Source organism: Serratia liquefaciens ATCC 27592 (genome assembly GCF_000422085.1).
Classification (GTDB): domain Bacteria; phylum Pseudomonadota; class Gammaproteobacteria; order Enterobacterales; family Enterobacteriaceae; genus Serratia; species Serratia liquefaciens.
In genome coordinates this window covers 704256-722196 of sequence record NC_021741.1, presented here as the reverse complement: position 1 = coordinate 722196, position 17941 = coordinate 704256, and the positions used below count along the sequence as shown (strand labels likewise).

At 56.9% G+C, this 17941-nt stretch carries 16 protein-coding genes; 10 read left to right on the top strand and 6 right to left on the bottom strand.

The features are described 5' to 3' along the window. Window positions 1-45: 45 nt before the first annotated feature. Window positions 46-2778 carry a two-component sensor histidine kinase BarA gene (gene barA / locus M495_RS03285; protein ID WP_020825237.1) on the top strand — a complete coding sequence of 911 codons (2733 nt, stop codon included), beginning with the start codon at window positions 46-48 and terminating at the stop codon, window positions 2776-2778. Window positions 2779-2838: 60 nt separating this feature from the next. Here barA and degP read toward each other — a convergent pair whose 3' ends face one another. Continuing rightward, on the bottom strand, window positions 2839-4278 hold the full coding sequence (gene degP, locus M495_RS03280; protein WP_020825236.1) for a serine endoprotease DegP: 1440 nt from the start codon (window positions 4276-4278) through the stop codon (window positions 2839-2841). 190 nt (window positions 4279-4468) lie between these two features. Then, complete coding sequence (dgt, locus tag M495_RS03275; protein ID WP_020825235.1) at window positions 4469-5986, bottom strand: dGTPase; 1518 nt, start codon at window positions 5984-5986, stop codon at window positions 4469-4471. Between the two features lie 129 nt (window positions 5987-6115). Between dgt and mtnN the strand changes: the two genes are divergently transcribed. The 4 genes from mtnN (at window position 6116) to M495_RS03255 (ending at window position 8714) form a co-directional block, all read left to right on the top strand. Continuing rightward, window positions 6116-6817, top strand: a complete 702-nt coding sequence (gene mtnN, locus M495_RS03270) for a 5'-methylthioadenosine/S-adenosylhomocysteine nucleosidase (protein ID WP_020825234.1) — start codon at window positions 6116-6118, stop codon at window positions 6815-6817. A 1-nt stretch (window position 6818) separates the two neighbouring features. Next, on the top strand, window positions 6819-7625 hold the full coding sequence (gene btuF / locus M495_RS03265; protein ID WP_020825233.1) for a vitamin B12 ABC transporter substrate-binding protein BtuF: 807 nt from the start codon (window positions 6819-6821) through the stop codon (window positions 7623-7625). Continuing rightward, on the top strand, window positions 7625-8239 hold the full coding sequence (locus tag M495_RS03260; protein WP_020825232.1) for a TRIC cation channel family protein: 615 nt from the start codon (window positions 7625-7627) through the stop codon (window positions 8237-8239). Before btuF ends, M495_RS03260 begins: the two co-directional genes overlap by 1 nt. 226 nt (window positions 8240-8465) lie before the next feature. Beyond that, the gene (locus M495_RS03255; RefSeq protein ID WP_020825231.1) at window positions 8466-8714 is read left to right on the top strand and encodes a hypothetical protein; all 249 of its coding nucleotides are present in this window, start codon (window positions 8466-8468) and stop codon (window positions 8712-8714) included. A gap of 58 nt (window positions 8715-8772) precedes the next feature. Here M495_RS03255 and erpA read toward each other — a convergent pair whose 3' ends face one another. Then, window positions 8773-9117, bottom strand: coding sequence for an iron-sulfur cluster insertion protein ErpA (gene erpA, locus M495_RS03250; protein WP_004950184.1), 345 nt, complete (start codon window positions 9115-9117; stop codon window positions 8773-8775). An 89-nt stretch (window positions 9118-9206) separates the two neighbouring features. Beyond that, a complete protein-coding gene (gene clcA, locus M495_RS03245; RefSeq protein ID WP_020825230.1) occupies window positions 9207-10646 on the bottom strand; it encodes a H(+)/Cl(-) exchange transporter ClcA in 1440 nt (479 codons plus the stop codon). Between the two features lie 179 nt (window positions 10647-10825). Here clcA and hemL point away from each other — a divergent pair, with 179 nt between their 5' ends. Next, a complete protein-coding gene (hemL, locus tag M495_RS03240; RefSeq protein ID WP_020825229.1) occupies window positions 10826-12115 on the top strand; it encodes a glutamate-1-semialdehyde 2,1-aminomutase in 1290 nt (429 codons plus the stop codon). Between the two features lie 70 nt (window positions 12116-12185). Here the strand turns inward: hemL and ampE are convergent, their stop codons facing one another. Further along, the gene (ampE, locus tag M495_RS03235; protein ID WP_020825228.1) at window positions 12186-13040 is read right to left on the bottom strand and encodes a beta-lactamase regulator AmpE; all 855 of its coding nucleotides are present in this window, start codon (window positions 13038-13040) and stop codon (window positions 12186-12188) included. Further along, window positions 13040-13636, bottom strand: a complete 597-nt coding sequence (gene ampD / locus M495_RS03230) for a 1,6-anhydro-N-acetylmuramyl-L-alanine amidase AmpD (protein ID WP_020825227.1) — start codon at window positions 13634-13636, stop codon at window positions 13040-13042. Before ampD ends, ampE begins: the two co-directional genes overlap by 1 nt. Window positions 13637-13721: 85 nt before the next feature. On the opposite strand from ampD, the gene nadC reads away from it, so the two are divergent. From nadC to hofC, 4 genes are all read left to right on the top strand, one after another. After that, complete coding sequence (nadC, locus tag M495_RS03225; RefSeq protein ID WP_020825226.1) at window positions 13722-14612, top strand: carboxylating nicotinate-nucleotide diphosphorylase; 891 nt, start codon at window positions 13722-13724, stop codon at window positions 14610-14612. 200 nt (window positions 14613-14812) lie between these two features. Further along, complete coding sequence (gene ppdD, locus M495_RS03220) at window positions 14813-15262, top strand: prepilin peptidase-dependent pilin (RefSeq protein ID WP_020825225.1); 450 nt, start codon at window positions 14813-14815, stop codon at window positions 15260-15262. After that, window positions 15259-16707, top strand: a complete 1449-nt coding sequence (gspE, locus tag M495_RS03215) for a type II secretion system protein GspE (RefSeq protein ID WP_020825224.1) — start codon at window positions 15259-15261, stop codon at window positions 16705-16707. Before ppdD ends, gspE begins: the two co-directional genes overlap by 4 nt. Next, entirely contained in the window at window positions 16704-17903 is a 1200-nt protein-coding gene (hofC, locus tag M495_RS03210) for a protein transport protein HofC (protein ID WP_020825223.1), read from the top strand. The genes gspE and hofC overlap by 4 nt, the downstream gene beginning before the upstream one ends. Window positions 17904-17941: the final 38 nt, after the last annotated feature.

The window sequence follows — 17941 nt, the reverse complement described above, 5'->3', positions numbered from 1 at the left end:
ATTTAAAGTAGAGATTGTCCGGCAATTCTCCCACATTGGAAACCCATGACCAAATACAGCCTGCGGGCGCGCATGATGATCCTGATTCTGGCCCCAACGCTGTTGATTGGTCTGTTACTCAGCACTTTCTTCGTAGTGCATCGCTACAATGAATTGCAAGAACAACTGGTTGACGCCGGCGCCAGCATTATCGAACCGTTGGCAGTGGCCAGCGAGTACGGCATGACGTTCCGCAGCCGCGAGTCGGTCAGGCAGTTGGTCAGTCTGTTACACCGCCGTCATTCAGATATTGTGCGTTCAATTACGGTATTTGACGCGCAGAATAATCTGTTTGTCACCTCCAATTACCATCACAACTTTACCCAATTGCAGTTGCCGAAGGGGGTTCCGATCCCCACGGATCTGATGCTGACCCGGCGCGGTGACTCGCTGATCCTGCGCACCCCGATTCTGGCGGAGAGCCAGTACCCGGACCAGGCTGCCAGCAGCGATCTCCAGCAGGACAACCGCCTGGGTTATGTGGCGATCGAGCTGGATCTGCAGTCGGTTCGCCTGCAGCAATACAAAGAGGTCTTCGTTTCCACCCTGCTGCTGCTGTTGTGCATGTGTATCGCCATTCTGTTCGCTTACCGTCTGATGCGCGACGTCACCGGCCCGATCCGCAATATGGTCAATACCGTCGATCGCATCCGCCGCGGTCAGCTCGACAGCCGTGTCGAAGGCTTTATGCTGGGCGAACTGCATATGCTGAAGAACGGCATCAACTCAATGGCGATGTCGCTCACGGCCTACCATGAAGAGATGCAGCAGAACATTGATCAGGCGACCTCCGACCTGCGCGAAACCCTGGAGCAAATGGAGATCCAGAACGTCGAGCTGGATCTGGCGAAAAAACGCGCCCAGGAAGCGGCCCGCATCAAATCCGAATTCCTGGCGAACATGTCGCACGAGCTGCGTACTCCGCTCAACGGCGTGATTGGCTTTACCCGTCAGATGCTGAAAACCGAAATGAGCGTCACCCAAACCGACTACCTGCAAACCATCGAGCGCTCGGCCAACAACTTGCTGACCATCATTAACGACGTGCTGGACTTCTCCAAACTGGAGGCCGGCAAGCTGGTGCTGGAACATATTCCGTTCTCACTGCGTGAAACCCTCGACGAGGTCATTGTGCTGTTGGCACCGAGCGCCCACGAAAAAGGGCTGGAGCTGACGCTGGACGTGCACAACGACGTTCCAGAGCAGGTGATCGGCGATTCGCTGCGGTTACAGCAGATCATTACCAACCTGCTGGGCAACGCGATCAAGTTTACCGAAACCGGCAACATCAATATCCGTGTCGAACTGCGCGGCCTGCAAGACCGCCAGATTGAGCTGGAAGTACAAATCCACGACACCGGCATCGGCATCTCCGAACGACAACAGTCACAGCTGTTCCAGGCGTTCCGTCAGGCGGACGCCAGTATTTCACGCCGTCACGGCGGCACCGGCCTGGGGCTGGTGATCACCCAGAAGCTGGTGAAAGAAATGGGCGGCGATATCTGCTTCCACAGCCAGTTGAATCGCGGCTCGACCTTCTGGTTCCACATCACGCTCGATCTGCACGAAGGCATGCTGTCGCTGCCGCCAAGCCTGCCGGATCTGCAAGGCAAGACGTTGGGGTATATCGAAGCCAACCCGATGGCAGCGCAGGCGACGCTCAATATGCTGAACGTCACCCAACTGGTGATTACCCATTCACCTACGCTGGCCCAACTGCCGAAGAAACATTACGATTTCCTGCTGGTGGGCGTGCCAATCCCCTTCCGCGACAATATGGCCCAGCACGAAAGCAAGCTGCTGGCGGCTTTGAAAGTCGCCGACCGGGTGATTCTGGCGCTGCCTTGCCAGTCGCAAATCAACGCCGAAATGCTTAAACAACAGGGCGCCGCCGGTTGCCTGATCAAACCGATCACCAGTAATCGCCTGTTCCCGCTGCTGCGCATGGAAACGCCGCCGCGCATCACTGCGCTGCCGGAACGTAAACGCCTGCCGCTAACGGTGATGGCGGTTGACGATAATCCGGCCAACCTGAAACTGATCGGCACCCTGCTGGCCGAACAGGTGGAAAAGACCCTGCTGTGTGAAAGCGGGGAAGAAGCGCTGCTGCTGGCGCGCGATAACGTGCTGGATTTGATCCTGATGGATATCCAGATGCCCAACATTGACGGTATTCGAACCAGCGAGCTGATCCGCCAACTGCCGCACCACAATTCAACACCGATCGTCGCCGTCACCGCCCATGCGGTCAGCGGCGAACGCGAACATTTGCTGCAGGCAGGCATGGACGACTATCTGGCCAAACCGATTGACGAAGCCATGCTGACCCGCGTGTTGGCCCGCTATCACAGCGGCGAACCTGATCCGGTAACGCCGGCACCCGTTTCCGTTAATGAACCGCCGTTGTCGCTCGACTGGGCCCTGGCGCTGCGTCAGGCGGCCAACAAGCCCGATTTGGCCCGTGACCTGTTGCAGATGCTGCTCGACTTCCTGCCACAGGTTAGCGAACGCGTGCAAGCGATGCTCGACGGCACGCCGGACGCCGACATTCTGGATTTGATCCACAAACTGCACGGCAGTTGCAGCTACAGCGGCGTACCGCGTCTGAAACAGCTGTGTTTCTACATTGAACAGCAGTTGCGTCGGGGTGTAAGCAGCGATGATTTGGAGCCGGAATGGCTGGAGCTGCTGGATGAGATTGAGCTGGTCTGCCAAGCCGCGCGCGCTCATTTGGCCTGAAGTAACAGGCAATAAAAAGGCACGCCGTAGCGTGCCTTTTTGGTAAAAACCTGTGGGTCATTACTGCATCAACAGGTACAGGCTGGTGTCGCCACGCAGGATATTCAGCGCCAGCACCGAAGGTTTGCTGTCGAGGATCTTGCGCAGTTCACCCAGGTTCTGGATCGGCTGTTGGTTAACGCCCAGGATCACGTCACCTTTTTTCAGCCCAATACGGGCGGCAGCGCTGCCGGCTTTAACGCTATCTACCTTCACGCCTTTCTGGTTGCCGACCTGGCCATTGCTCAGTTCGGCACCTTCAATACCGGTGTAAATATTACCGGACTCAACCTGAGTCTGGGCGCTTTGTTCCAGCGTAACGTCCACGGTAACAGGCTTGCCGTCGCGCAGAATGCCCAGCGACATTTTGCTGCCTACCGGCAGAGTACCGATTTCCGCGCGGAACGAAGCAAAGCTGGAAATCGCTTTACCGTTCATGGTGACAATCACGTCACCGGCCTTGATACCCGCTTTGGCGGCAGAAGACTTCGGCATCACCTGGCTGACGAATGCCCCGCGCTGCGCGTCCACTTTCATCGCTTTCGCCAGTTCAGAGTTCAGTTCGGTACCCATAATGCCCAATTCACCGCGTTTGACCTGACCGTACTCGACCATTTGCGCGGTCAGGTTTTTCACCATGTTGCTCGGGATAGCAAAACCGATACCGATGTTGCCACCGTCCGGCGCCAGGATCGCGGTGTTAATGCCGATCAGTTCGCCGTTAAGGTTCACCAAGGCGCCACCAGAGTTACCGCGGTTAATCGCCGCATCGGTCTGGATAAAGTTCTCGTAGTTCTCGATATTTAACCCACTGCGACCCAGTGCAGAAACGATACCGGAAGTGGCTGTTTCACCCAGTCCATAGGGGTTGCCGATCGCGACGGTGTAATCACCGACTCGCAGTTGCTCGGAGTCCGCCATCTTGATCGCCGTCAGGTTCTTAAAGTCTTTCAGTTGGATTAACGCAATATCGGAACGCGGATCCTTGCCGATCACCTTGGCGTCAAATTTGCGACCGTCGCTCAGTTGAACCTGGATTTTGTTGGCGTTATCCACCACGTGGTTGTTGGTGACGACGTAGCCCTTGGCCGCGTCAATCACTACCCCGGCGCCCAGCGCCTGGAATTTTTGCTGCGTGCCCTGATCAGGCGCCCCCGGTTCAGCGCCAGCGCCGCCCTGGCACATCGGCGAGCCCTGGAATGGCGAACCATCCTGGCAGAACGGTGAATCCTCACCAAAGAACTGTTGGAACTGCTGCGGCATTTTCGGCGTATTGACCGTGGTGCTGCCTTCAACATTAATGCTCACCACGGAAGGCATCACTTTTTCCAGCATCGGTGCCAGGCTTGGCAATTGCTGGGTGCTGGAAGACGCGGTTTCTGCGGCGACGGCCGTCATCGGGCCCATCGCCATACCAATACTGAATGCCAATGCGCTCAGAACTAATGCGGTTTTTTTCATCTGTGTGTCTCTTCTAAAGTCGATCAGAAAGTATTAGGGTCTTTGTGCATAGTGAGAGCCTATTAATAACCCGAAGTTCCGGCGCAGATTATTGGTAATAGTAAACAAATATTGTCCGTCTTTACAAAACTCCAAATAAGCTCTCGGCGCCAAGCAAACTGCTTAAAATAATATTTATTAGCGGATTGAATTATTCCGCTGCCATTAATCTGCGGTATTCGTCATAGGCATAAAGATCGGTCATGCCGCTGATATAATCCTGCAGCAAACGCGCACGGAAATAATACTCCCGGATCGCCAATTGCTCCGGCGACAGGTGCTGCAAACCTTCAATCGCTTCGATATACGCCAGGCGATGTTTAGTCGAAAGCTTGTGAAACAGGCGTGTTTCTATCGGATAAGCACGATGGCTGTCTTCCTGCACCAGCCGGGTAAAATCCGCCAAAGACATTGCCAGCAACGGGCTGTAGATATCCAGCAGGCCGCTGATCACCCGGTAGCCCTGCAGCTCCAACTGTTCGACTTCAGGATGGTTGAAGACGTGTTTGAAGGCCACATTCTTGAATATTTTCAGCAGTTGGTAAGCCGGGCTGGAATCTTCCAACAGCGCCTGATTAAAGTTTCCCTGGAAAACCGCATCCAGATTATCAATAAAACGCTGCGCCGCATGCGGGACCAAACGCGCCACGGTGAAAACTCGTAAATACATGAAGAATTGATCTTCGGTGCTGCGACGCGCGCCCCCGCGATCGATCTTGCGAAAAGCACTGGCCACGGTTTTATCAAACAGATCGCCCGGCGTTACCTCACCCCACTCCTGAGTTAAATGCTGGTAAAGCTGTTCGACGGTGAAAATGTTTTTTTCCACCGCGTCTTCCAAATCCGCCACGCAGTACGAAATATCATCAGCGGCTTCCATAATATAGGTCAGAGGGAAACGGTCGAACTCGCCCATATTCAACTCACGCCGCAACCGATCGACAAATGCCTCTTCCGCCAGATAAAAGCCCGGTTTTTTCATCAGGTAGTTGTGGCTGGCTGGAATATCGCTGGCCCAGTAGGCCGGGCGAGTATATTTCAGGATACAGCCCACCTGTGCATAGGTCAGGTTAAGCTTCAGCAGGGTATACACCAGCCGGATGGCCTGGGCATTCCCTTCGAAGTGGCTGAGATCGTGACGAATGCGGCTGCGCAGGCGGTTAAGATCGCTCTCACCTTCGTGCAGACGCAATACGCTGACCTGGCAGCGATCGTTACTGGCGGGCTCACTGCCGCAGCTGGCAGGATCCAGCCGCTGCGCAAACCAGTCGTTAATTGCCGACTCGCCAAAATGGCCAAAAGGCGGATTACCGATGTCGTGCATCAAGCAGGCCATTTCGACAATACTTTCAAAAGGATCGAGCAGTTTGGTCAGGCCGAGCTCGTCGATCCGCCCTGCCTGTTTGAAACGATTAAGGATCTCTTTGGCGATATGCCGTCCTACCTGTTGCACTTCCATGGAGTGCGTCAGGCGGCTGCGCACCGCGGCGTTGCGTTCGAGCGGGAACACCTGGGTTTTTTGCTGCAGACGGCGAATGGCGGCGGAATTGACAATACGCCCGCGATCGCTCTCGAACTGCCGCACTATGTCGTATTCTTCTTCGGCTTCAATGGGGTTGCTGAAGGGCCGTTGGAAGCTGATTTTCTGCTTAAAGTCGATCCCGGACATCTGTTTCTCCGCCGTTGCGCCCAGCCCCCGTGATAACAATTCCCGACGGCATATGCAACGCATTATCTCTCTATGAGAGCCATGATAGACTATGGCGCAATTCCCACACCCAATCAGCGAGTGTTATTTATGAAAGTAGGCATCATCGGCGCAATGGAGCAGGAAGTCACCCTGCTGCGCGATCAAATCGAAAACCGTCAGACCATTCAACGCGCGGGCTGTGAAATCTATACCGGCCAGATCGGCGGCGTTGACGTGGCGTTGCTGAAGTCCGGCATCGGTAAGGTTTCTGCGGCCATGGGGACCACCCTGCTGCTGGAACACTGCAAGCCGGACGTGGTGATCAACACCGGTTCTGCCGGTGGCCTGGCCAGCACGCTGAAGGTCGGCGATATCGTGGTGTCCGAAGAAGTGCGTTATCACGATGCCGACGTGACCGCTTTCGGTTACGAACCAGGCCAAATGGCCGGCTGCCCGGCGGCGTTTGTCGCGGACGACGCGCTGATTGCCCTGGCGGAAAGCTGCATCAAGCAACTGGATCTGAACGCCGTACGCGGCCTGATCTGCAGCGGCGATGCCTTCATTAACGGCGCAGAGCCTTTGGCCCGCATTCGCGCGACTTTCCCGAGCGTGGCGGCAGTAGAAATGGAAGCGGCGGCCGTGGGCCACGTTTGCCACCTGTTCGGCACCCCGTTTGTCGTGGTACGCGCAATCTCTGACGTTGCCGACAGTGAATCGCACATGAGCTTCGACGAGTTCCTGGTGGTGGCCGCTCAGCAATCCACGCTGATGGTTAACGCCATGCTGCAGACCCTGGCTAAGCGCGGTTAATGTGACGCGACGCTTTTCAGCCCTGTTGTGGCTGCTGGCATTATGGGTGGCGCTGCCTGTCGGCGCTGCCCAGCGCGTGATCAGCCTGGCACCCAATACTACCGAACTTGCCTATGCCGCCGGCATGGGCGACACGCTGCTGGCGGTGAGCGCCTATTCAGATTATCCGCCAGCAGCCAAGAAACTCGAGCAGGTCGCCTCCTGGCAAGGCATCAATCTGGAGCGGGTACTGGCGCTAAAGCCGGATCTGATCCTCGCCTGGCGCGGTGGCAATCCGCAGCGAGTGCTGGATCAGCTTGCCGCATTCGGCATTCCGATTTTCTATGCCGACGCCACGACTTTGGATGATATCCCCCGCTCGCTGGATCAACTGGCCCAATACAGCCCGCATCCTGAACAGGCGCATCTGGCCGCAGACGCTCTTCGTCAGCAAATTGCCGACCTGAAAAACAAATATCCTCACACTCAGCCAAGACGGGTCCTGCTGCAATTCGGCACCCAGCCCCTGTTCACCACTTCCGGTGCTACCCTGCAAAGCCAGGTGTTGTCGCTGTGCGGTGCGGAAAACATCTTTGCCGACAGCCGCATGCCGTGGCCGCAAATCAGTCGTGAGCAGGTGTTGGCGCGTCAACCCCAGGCCATCGTTATTACCGGTGACCAAAAAGAGATTGCCAGCGTAAAAGCCTTCTGGGCGCCGCAACTGCAGGTACCGGTGATTGCGCTCAATGGCGACTGGTTCAACCGCGCCGGTCCCCGCATCATGCTGGCTGCGCAACAGCTGTGCAGCCAACTGGCGGAGATCCGTTAATGCTGGTGTTTTGGCTGGATATCCTGGGCACGGCGGTTTTCGCCATTTCCGGCGTATTGCTGGCGGGCAAGCTGCGGATGGATCCCTTTGGCGTGCTGGTGCTTGGCGTGGTCACTGCGGTCGGTGGCGGCACCATTCGCGACATGGCATTGGCTAACGGGCCGGTATTTTGGGTAAAGGATCCAACCGATCTGGTGGTGGCGATGATCACCTGCGTACTGACGCTGCTGCTGGTGCGCCAGCCGCGCCGCCTGCCTAAATGGATCTTGCCGGTGCTGGATGCCGTCGGGCTGGCGGTGTTCGTCGGCATCGGGGTAAACAAAGCCTTTGCCGCCGATGCCAGCCCATTAGTGGCAATCTGTATGGGCGTGATCACCGGTGTTGGCGGCGGCATTATCCGCGATGTGCTGGCGCGTGAAATCCCCATGATCCTGCGAACCGAAATTTACGCTACTGCCTGTATTATCGGCGGCATCGTACATGCCACGGCCTTCGCCACTTTCGGTATGCCGCTGCAGCAGGCGATGATGCTTGGCATGGTCATCACGTTAGCCATCAGGCTGGCGGCCATTCGCTGGCACCTGAAACTGCCCGCATTTATCCTCGAGCGCTAATCCCACTCCGCCCGATCCCGGGCGGAGTCTTATCACGTCCCCACTCCCTAGAGCAGAATATTCGACCAATTAATAAACAAATGTTATTATCTGCGCCTGAAAAAATCAGGGAAAACAATGTAATAAACTTTTTAAGTTCAAGTTAACCATTCTCCCGCCCTGTTAAATTTTATTAACTTTTTGCCGATAAGCCATTATGTGATTGCTTACGGATGGCTTTGTCCTAATGATGAAAAATATTATCTTATTGTTCAGCGTACTGCTGTGCAGCTCTCTCTCTTACGCCGGTACCACCAGCGGCAAAATCGGCGTCAGCCTGACCTTAATGCCTATGTGCAGCGTAGATGTCAGCGACGCCGTCCCTCAGGTGAAATGCGGCAATGCGACCGACACCCAACCTAAGGTGACCCGTAGCAGGTTACAAAACGAAAGCGGCAGTGAAACCTATCGAGAATTGGTCACCTTAGAATGGTAGCCATAAAAAAACCCGCAAACCGGTGAGGTTGGCGGGTTTAGTACTGCTGCACGCAGGATCAGACGCTGAAGGAAGATCCACAGCCGCAGGTGGTTTTGGCGTTCGGGTTAGTCACCACGAAGCGCGAGCCTTCCAGGCCTTCGGTATAGTCGACCGAGCCGCCCACCAGATACTGCAGGCTCATCGGGTCAACCACCAGCGCGACGCCCTGCTTCTCGATAGTCATATCACCATCGTTGACCTTGTCGTCAAAAGTGAAGCCGTATTGGAATCCGCTGCAACCGCCACCGGTAATGTAAACCCGCAACTTCAGATTCGGATTTTCTTCATCAGCAATCAGGACTTTAACCTTGCTTGCTGCTGCCTCGGTAAATTGCAGGGGCAGTGCTGTTTCATCACTCATACTCTTTACTCCCAACATTGTTCTGCATCAGGTCGCTACAATGGCGGCCGGATTAATGTTAATGATTATCCAATACCTGAGTGTTGCGTTCAAGTATTCACCGCATTTGTTGTATTTTCTTTACCTGTTTTATCGGCCGCCTCGCTGGCCTGCGACGCTTCCTGCCGTTGTAAGGTGCGGGCTAATATGGAGGAATACAACGGCTTGCCCCCGAGGAACTGCGCCACCAGCGTAGCACCCAGACAGGTAATTATCATTGGCAGGATGAGCTGGTAATTGTCGGTCATCTCCAGCACCAGCACGATCCCGGTCAGCGGCGCACGCACCGTGGCAGCAAACAGGGCGCCCATGCCGGCAATAGCGAAGGTGCCGGCTTCGATGCCGTACTCGGGGAACAAATGCCCGCCAGCCAGGCCAAAGGCGGTGCCAAACAGCGTACCCAACGCCAGCATTGGCGCAAAAATGCCGCCCGGTGCGCCGGAACCGAAACACAGCAGCGTGGTGATCACCCGGGTGATAAAAATAAACATCAGCATGCCGACGCTATAGTTGCCCGCTGCGGCGATCGGGATCAGGCCAAAACCGCCGCCAGCGGCTTCGGGTTGGATCAGCCCCAGAATGCCGCAAATACCGCCGAGCAAACCGCCCATCAACAAAATTTTGCGCATTTTTCCGCCGTGCAGGCGAGCGAACATATCTTGCGTGCGGAAGACCAACGCGTTGAACATCACCCCCACCGCACCAAATATCGCCCCCAGCACCAAATACAGCCAAAGGGTATTGATCGGCGCCGAGGGAAGCTTGCCCACCGCAATCACCGAACCTTCCCCGTTGAACAGCTGGAACACCACGCTCGACATGATGACGCCGATAAACACCGCTTTAATCGAAATCAGGTTGTAGCGGAACTGCGGCCGCATCTCTTCAATGATAAACAAAATGCCCGCCAGCGGGGCGTTAAAGGCCGCAGACAGGCCGGCGGCTGCACCGGTTGCCAACAAAGAATGGCGCGCTTCGGCACCGCGCATGCGGAAGATATCCAGCACCATGCGCCCGACGTTGCCGCCCATCTGCACCGTAGGCCCTTCGCGGCCCAGCACCATACCTGCGCCCAAGGTGCCCATACCGCCGATAAATTTTACCGGGATCACCCGCCACCAGCGCACCGGACGCAGCTCTTCCAATGCCCCTTCGATCTCCGGTATGCCCGATCCCCCAGCCTCAGGAGCAAAGCGACGTACCAGGTAATATCCCAACATCGCCAGCGCGGCGGAAAGAATAAAGGCCAGCGGCCAAACCAGGATCCAATAATCGGCGACCTGCGCCAGCGCGGAAAAGCGCTGCTGCTGCACCCAATCTACCGCCTTATCAAAGGCCACCCCGAGCAGCCCCGCCAGGGTGCCCACCAGCGCCGCCATAAACAGGATCGCCACCGGCGTTTTATCCCGACGCAAAAGCTGGCGCACTGCGTCACTGCGTTTTAGACGTGGGGCCTGCGCCACCCGCGGCTGTTGCTGTAATTCAGTCATAATGGGTTATTCATTAATGGAATTAAATGTAATACAAATAGGCTAGTTGATTATTCTAACCCACCCGCTAATCGATCGCCCCTCTAAATAGGTATCTGACTGTGATCGTTTCATATCGACGAACACTTCACTAGAATAGCGCGGTCAAATCATTCAAAAGAGAATCCAGGAGCCGTTCTATGAGCTTAAACAGCAAGTCCGAAAGTCTGTATGCCGAGGCAAAACAGGTAATCCCAGGCGGGGTTAACTCTCCGGTGCGTGCATTCAACGGCGTTGGCGGTGTGCCGCTGTTTATCGAACGGGCGGACGGGGCTTACCTGTTCGACGTCGACGGTAAAGGTTATATCGACTACGTCGGTTCCTGGGGGCCGATGGTGCTGGGACACAACCACCCGGCGATCCGCAATGCGGTCATTGAAGCGGCGCAGCGCGGCCTGAGCTTTGGCGCGCCGACCGAGATGGAAGTTAAAATGGCGGAGCTGGTTACCGAACTGGTGCCGACCATGGACATGGTGCGGATGGTGAACTCGGGAACCGAAGCCACCATGAGTGCCATCCGTCTGGCGCGCGGTTACACCAACCGCGACAAAATCATCAAATTTGAAGGCTGCTACCACGGCCACGCCGACTGCCTGCTGGTCAAAGCCGGCTCCGGCGCGCTGACCCTGGGCCAGCCTAACTCCCCGGGCGTACCGGCCGATTTCGCCAAGCATACCCTGACCTGTACCTTTAACGATCTGGATTCGGTGCAGGCTGCATTTGAACAATATCCTTCCGAGATCGCCTGCATCATCGTCGAGCCGGTCGCCGGCAACATGAACTGCGTGCCGCCGCTGCCGGAGTTCCTGCCGGGCCTGCGTGCACTGTGCGACAAGTACGGTGCGCTGTTGATTATCGACGAAGTCATGACCGGCTTCCGCGTGGCGCTGGCCGGGGCTCAGGCTCATTATGGCGTGGTGCCGGACCTGACCTGTTTGGGTAAAATCATCGGCGGCGGCATGCCTGTCGGTGCCTTTGGGGGCCGTCGTGAAGTGATGGAAGCGCTGGCACCAACCGGGCCGGTCTATCAGGCGGGCACCCTGTCAGGCAACCCGATTGCGATGGCGGCCGGCTACGCCTGTCTGACCGAAGTCTCTCAGGTCGGTATCCACCAGACCCTGACCGAACTGACCGATATGCTGGCGTCTGGCCTGCTGCACGCGGCTGAAGAAGAAAACATCGCGCTGGTGGTTAACCACGTTGGCGGGATGTTTGGCCTGTTCTTTACCGATGCACCGGCAGTGACCTGCTACCAGGACGTGATGCAGTGCGACGTAGAACGCTTTAAGCGCTTCTTCCACCTGATGCTGGAGGAAGGGGTGTATCTGGCGCCTTCTGCCTTTGAGGCCGGCTTTATGTCCGTTGCGCACAGCAAGGAAGACATTCAGCGCACCATCGATGCCGCACGTCGCTGCTTCGCCAAACTGTAAGACGCATCAAGCCAATAAAAACGGGCGCCAGGCGCCCGTTTTTATTTCCATCGTGACCCCCGCTGTGGCTTTAGAGCAAGGCTCCGTAAATGGTCAGCAGCGCCACCACCACCACGATAATCATCGTCACCTTACGCGCCAGGCTGACCGCTGCCCTTGGCGTCTGCACCGGATCCATATGGGGATCGCGCGCCAGTGAAAACTGCGCCAACCGCGTCAGCACCTGATACGACGAAGAGTGACGATCGCCCAGCGACGCAAACCACGCCGGTAACGCTCTTTCACCGTGGCCAAACAACGCGTAAGCCACGCCGGCCAGACGTACCGGGATCCAGTCCAGCCAGTTCAGCAGATGATCGATGCCTGACTGCGAACGCTCCAGCGGCGTGTTATGGCGTGCCAACCAGGTCTGGTAAGCGCGCAGGAAAGAGTAGCCTGCCAGCGCAATCGGCCCGTAAGGCCCGCAGACCACAAACCAAAACAGCGGCGCCAGATAATAACGAAAGTTAATCCACAGCAGCGCATTTTGCAGTTCACGCAAGCGCAACTCTTCGCTGCAATCCACCGGCAAACCGTGGATCAACGCCAGTTCTTCCGCCATTTGATCGCTGGCATGGGCATCCCCCTGCCGAGCGGCCTTCAGATAGGCCCGATAGTGTTTACGCTTGATCCCTGCGCCGACACACAGCAAATCAATGACGATCCACAGCAACAGCGTCACTACGCCGAAAAACAGTCCCTGGGACAGCCACAAAATCCCTGCCACCACCACCATCCAGGCCAGCGTCATCAGCAGCGTTTGCGCCAGTGAAAACCGATGCAGCCGTTGAAATACCACCTCAAGGCGATGATCCAACTGCCAATGCTCACCCAGCTTGAATAAACGTTCCCACGCCAGAACCAGTAACAGCGTAAACAGCGTCATTAGCGACTCCTCTCCCTTTCCATTGTTCCAAGCATAGCGTCATCTGGCCCTCCAGGTTGTTCCAGAGATGCCAGATATAAATCCCAATCAAACGCCGGGCCGGGATCGGTTTTACGGCCTGGGGCAATGTCACTGTGCCCGGTGATATGCGCCGCCAACGTCGGATAATGCCGGATCAGCAGCGCGGTCACCGCGTTCAGACTTTGGTATTGCTGCGGCGTGAACGCCACATGATCGGTACCTTCCAGTTCAATGCCGATCGAAAAATCGTTACAGCGCTCTCGTCCCTGATACGACGAAACGCCCGCGTGCCAGGCTCGTCGGTCAAAGGGCACATACTGAATGATTTCACCGTCGCGACGGATCAGGCAGTGCGCCGAAACGCGTAGTTGATGAATATCAGAAAAATAGGGGTGATCCGCAGGATCAAGAGTACCGGTAAACAGCCGATCGATATAGGGGCCGCCGAACTCGCCGGGCGGCAGGCTGATATTGTGGATCACCAGCAGCGAAGGCGCCTCCTCATTCGGGCGAAGATCGCAATGCGGCGAGACAACCCGGGTTACCCCGACAATCCAGCCTTGTTCTAACTGCATCAGACACCTCTGGGCGGTAGTACTTGTCACGGCAACAGAGTAGCATGTTCCCCCTACGATCTTACCGTCCATTTCGGAGTTTTCTATGCCGACACGCCGCTACAGTGCCGACACTCGCCGCACCGAGCTTCTTGAACGAATTGAAAGCGATATCCCCTATGCCGTTGCCCAGGCGCTGCGTGAAGACCTGGGAGGCGAAGTCGATGCCGAACGCGATATTACCGCGCAATTGTTGCCGGCCGATACCCAGGCCGAAGCCACGATCATCACCCGCGAACCCGGTATTTTTTGCGGAAAACGCTGGCTGAATGAAGTCTTTATCCAGTTGGGCAACCAGGTGAAGGTGGATTGGCTGGTGGCGGACGGTGATAGCCTGGTGCCAGACCAAGCGCTTTGCAAACTGACCGGCCCGGCACGGGTGCTGCTTACCGGTGAGCGCACTGCGCTGAACTTTGTGCAGACGCTTTCCGGCGTAGCAACCGAAGTCAGCCGCTATGTGGCACTGTTGCAGGGGACGAAAACCCGCTTGCTCGACACCCGCAAGACCCTGCCAGGGCTGCGCACCGCGCTGAAATATGCCGTATTGTGCGGCGGCGGCAGCAACCACCGTCTCGGGCTGTCCGACGCCTTCCTGATCAAGGAAAACCACATCATTGCCTCCGGCTCGATTAAAAAAGCGGTCGAAAAAGCATTCTGGCTGCATGCCGAGGTGCCGGTCGAAGTGGAAGTCGAGTCGCTGGATGAACTGCAGCAGGCGCTGGACGCCGGTGCAGACATTATCATGCTGGACAATTTCAGCGTCGACATGATGCGCGCCGCCGTGACGCAAACTCAGGGCCGTGCACAGCTGGAAGTGTCCGGCAACGTGACCAGCGAAACCCTGCGTACCTTCGCCGAAACCGGCGTGGACTATATTTCTGTGGGCGCGCTGACCAAACATGTGACCGCCCTCGATCTGTCCATGCGCTTCAAATAACCCCTCTCTCCGCACCTCCCTGAACTACCGGGGGAGGTGTTTTTTCACCAAAACTGCGAAGCTCGCCCCATCTCTTTTCCCCTCTGCTGCAACCTCGATCGAATGCTGTGGAACTGCGCCTAAAAACAGCCATCACCCGCTCGAAGCGCCCCGCTGGCCTGATTACTCTGGCCTCCACATTGACATGGAGGAAGCAACGGATGGAAACGCAGCGCGGTTTTACCCTGATAGAACTGATGGTGGTGATCGCCATTATCGCCATACTGAGCGCCATAGGTATTCCTGCCTATCAGCGCTATATCCAAAAGGCAGCGATGACCGACATGCTGCAAGCCATGACGCCGTATAAGCTGGCCGTTGAACTGTGCGTGCTCGACAGCGGCACGCCGACCGGCTGTAACGCTGGCAGCAAAGGCATCCCTACCGGCGACGCCTCACGTTACGTCAGCGCGGTTCAGGTCAGCCAGGGCGTGATCTCGCTCACCGGCTCGCAAACGCTGCAGGGATTGACGGTCGCACTGACGCCAACCCAAAATGCCAGCGGCCTGACGCGTTGGACACGCCTGTGCACCAGCGAAAACAGCAATCTGCAGGAAACCTGCCAGGAAGTTTTCCGTTTTGACACTACCGCCGCGGCGCCGACATCATGAGTACGGCAATCAGCGAAGAAATCCATACCCTGTGCCAACGCTATCAGGCACTGGCTCTCAGTGAAGATGACCAGTGCCTGAACGTGGCCCTGACGACGGAGGCACCACAAGCGCTATTATCAGCCCTGCGTTTTGCCACCGGCAAACGCATTCATCTGGAACAGTGGCCGGCAGCCAGGCTGGAATTGGAACTGAACAGGCGGCAAATGCAGGGCGATAGGCGCGAGCAACCCACTTCGGAGAAGCAATTCGACGCGGCATCATTAAACGACGACAGTGACGCACCCGTGGTGCAGTTTATCAATCAGACGCTCCGCATCGCCATTCAGCGACGAGCCTCGGACATTCATTTCGAACCTTACCAACAGACTCTCCGTATCCGGCTACGCATCGACGGCGTGTTGCAGGTGATAACCTCGCCGCCATTCACGCTCGCGGCTCGCCTCACGGCTCGACTGAAAATCATGGGGCAGTTGGACATCGCCGAGCGCCGCCTGCCGCAGGATGGTCAGCTCAGCGTGCGGTTGGATAACGCTAGCTACTCCATGCGTATCGCCACCCTGCCCACCCTGCACGGCGAAAAAGTGGTGCTGCGAATTTTGCAAACTGAACGCCAGGAGCTGCCGTTGGATCGGTTGGGTATGGATCCGACAGCACTGGTGCAGTTTTCCTCTGCCTTATCCTGCCCGCAGGGCATGATCCTGGTCACCGGCCCCACCGGCAGCGGCAAAACCGTCACGCTGTACAGCGGTCTGCGTCAGTTGAATGACGCGCAGAGTAATTTATGCAGCGTCGAGGATCCGATTGAAATTCCCCTGTTCGGTATCAATCAGACGCAGACCAACGCCAAAACGGAACTGGATTTCTCCCGCGTATTACGCGCCTTGCTGCGACAGGATCCGGACGTCATCATGATCGGTGAGATCCGCGATCGGGAAACGGCGGAGATCGCAGTAAAAGCCGCTCAAACCGGCCACCTGGTGCTTTCCACCTTGCACACCAATTCCACCAGCGAAACCCTGACGCGCCTGACTCATATGGGCATTCCGGGCTACCTGATTGCCGCCTGTCTGAAGCTGGTGATCGCACAACGTCTGGTGCGTAAGTTATGCAGCCACTGCCGCTATCAACAAAGCCAGCCCGTACGTTTTCCCGCAGCCATTTGGGCAACACCTCTGCTGCCCTGGAAGGCCGATGGCTGCGAGCACTGCTTCAGCGGCTACTATGGCCGCACCGGGGTATATGAACTGTTGACCATTACCCCAGAGGTGCAAGCCGGCCTGCTGGAGGGGGCCGCCCCCAGCATGTTGGCTGACATCGCCCGGCAGCAGGGGCAAACCACGTTGCTGCAAGCCGGACTAACGCTGGTCGCTCAGGGCGTCACCTCGCTGGAGGAGGTATACCGCATTGTCGGTATCATTGCCGACGGCGGAGTCGCTCAGTGAAAACACTCCGCCTTTTCCTCTGGCAGGCAATTGACCCACACGGACAGCTGCGTGAGGGTGAGCTGATGAGCGGTAAGAAGAATGAGGTCAGCCAGTGGTTGATCGAACAAGGGCTGCAACCCTGCCAGATCAACAGCGGAAAACGTATTTCACCGGGTCAATGGCGCGGTGAACCCCTGATCCAGTTCACCCGTCAGTTAGCCACCCTGCTGCAGGCCGGATTGCCGCTGGTCAGCGGTTTACAGTTATTAGCTGCGGAGCATCCGTCCGCAGCCTGGCGCTGCCTGCTGCGGGAAGTGAGTGAACAGGTACGCCAGGGCCAGCCATTTTCTGAAGTTATCGCTGAGCAACATGCCGTGTTTCCTCTGATCTACCGCCAGCTAATCGCCATTGGCGAGCTGACCGGTCACCTGGACGAATGCTGCCTGCAACTGGCCCAACAACAGGAAGCACAGCAAAAACTGCAAAAGAAAGTCATCAAGGCACTGCGTTACCCTTTGTTTATCTGCGCGGTGGCGCTGTTGGTAAGCATTTTGATGCTGGTGATGGTGTTGCCGGAATTTGCCGGCGTCTATCAGTCATTCAATGCGCCGCTGCCGTGGTTTACCCAAGGATTGCTGAACATTTCCACCCTGCTGATCGACAGCGGTCCCTGGCTGGCGGCGATTCTGGTCTGTATGGCATACACCTATCTTCGTCGTCTGCATCCGCAGCCTCAATGGCGCAGGCGCGAACAGGCGGCGCTGTTGCGTCTGCCACTGATTGCGCACTTGATTAAAGGCGGCTGCCTGAGCCAAATATTCCGTATTCTGGCCATGACCCAGCAGGCTGGGCTCAGCCTGGTTGACGGGTTGGCTGCGGCGGCGCTGTCGGTGGATAACCTGTTTTATCGCCAGGCAATTGACAACATCAGGCAACAGATTTCGCAAGGGCAGACTTTTCATCGCGCCCTGGAACAGCAGGCGCTTTTCCCAACGCTGTGCCAGCAACTGGTACGCGTGGGCGAAGAATCCGGTTCGTTAGATACCCTATTGGGCAAACTGGCCGCGTGGCATGAACAGCAAACCTTTGAGCTGGCCGATACCCTGGCGCAAACGCTGGAGCCCCTATTGATGCTGGTGGTGGGCGGGATCGTCGGCACATTGGTGATTGCCATGTATCTGCCGATCTTTCAGTTGGGGAATGTTTTGGGGTAAGTCCGTCAGTGATTGGGCGCAGCATTGAACTGCGCCCA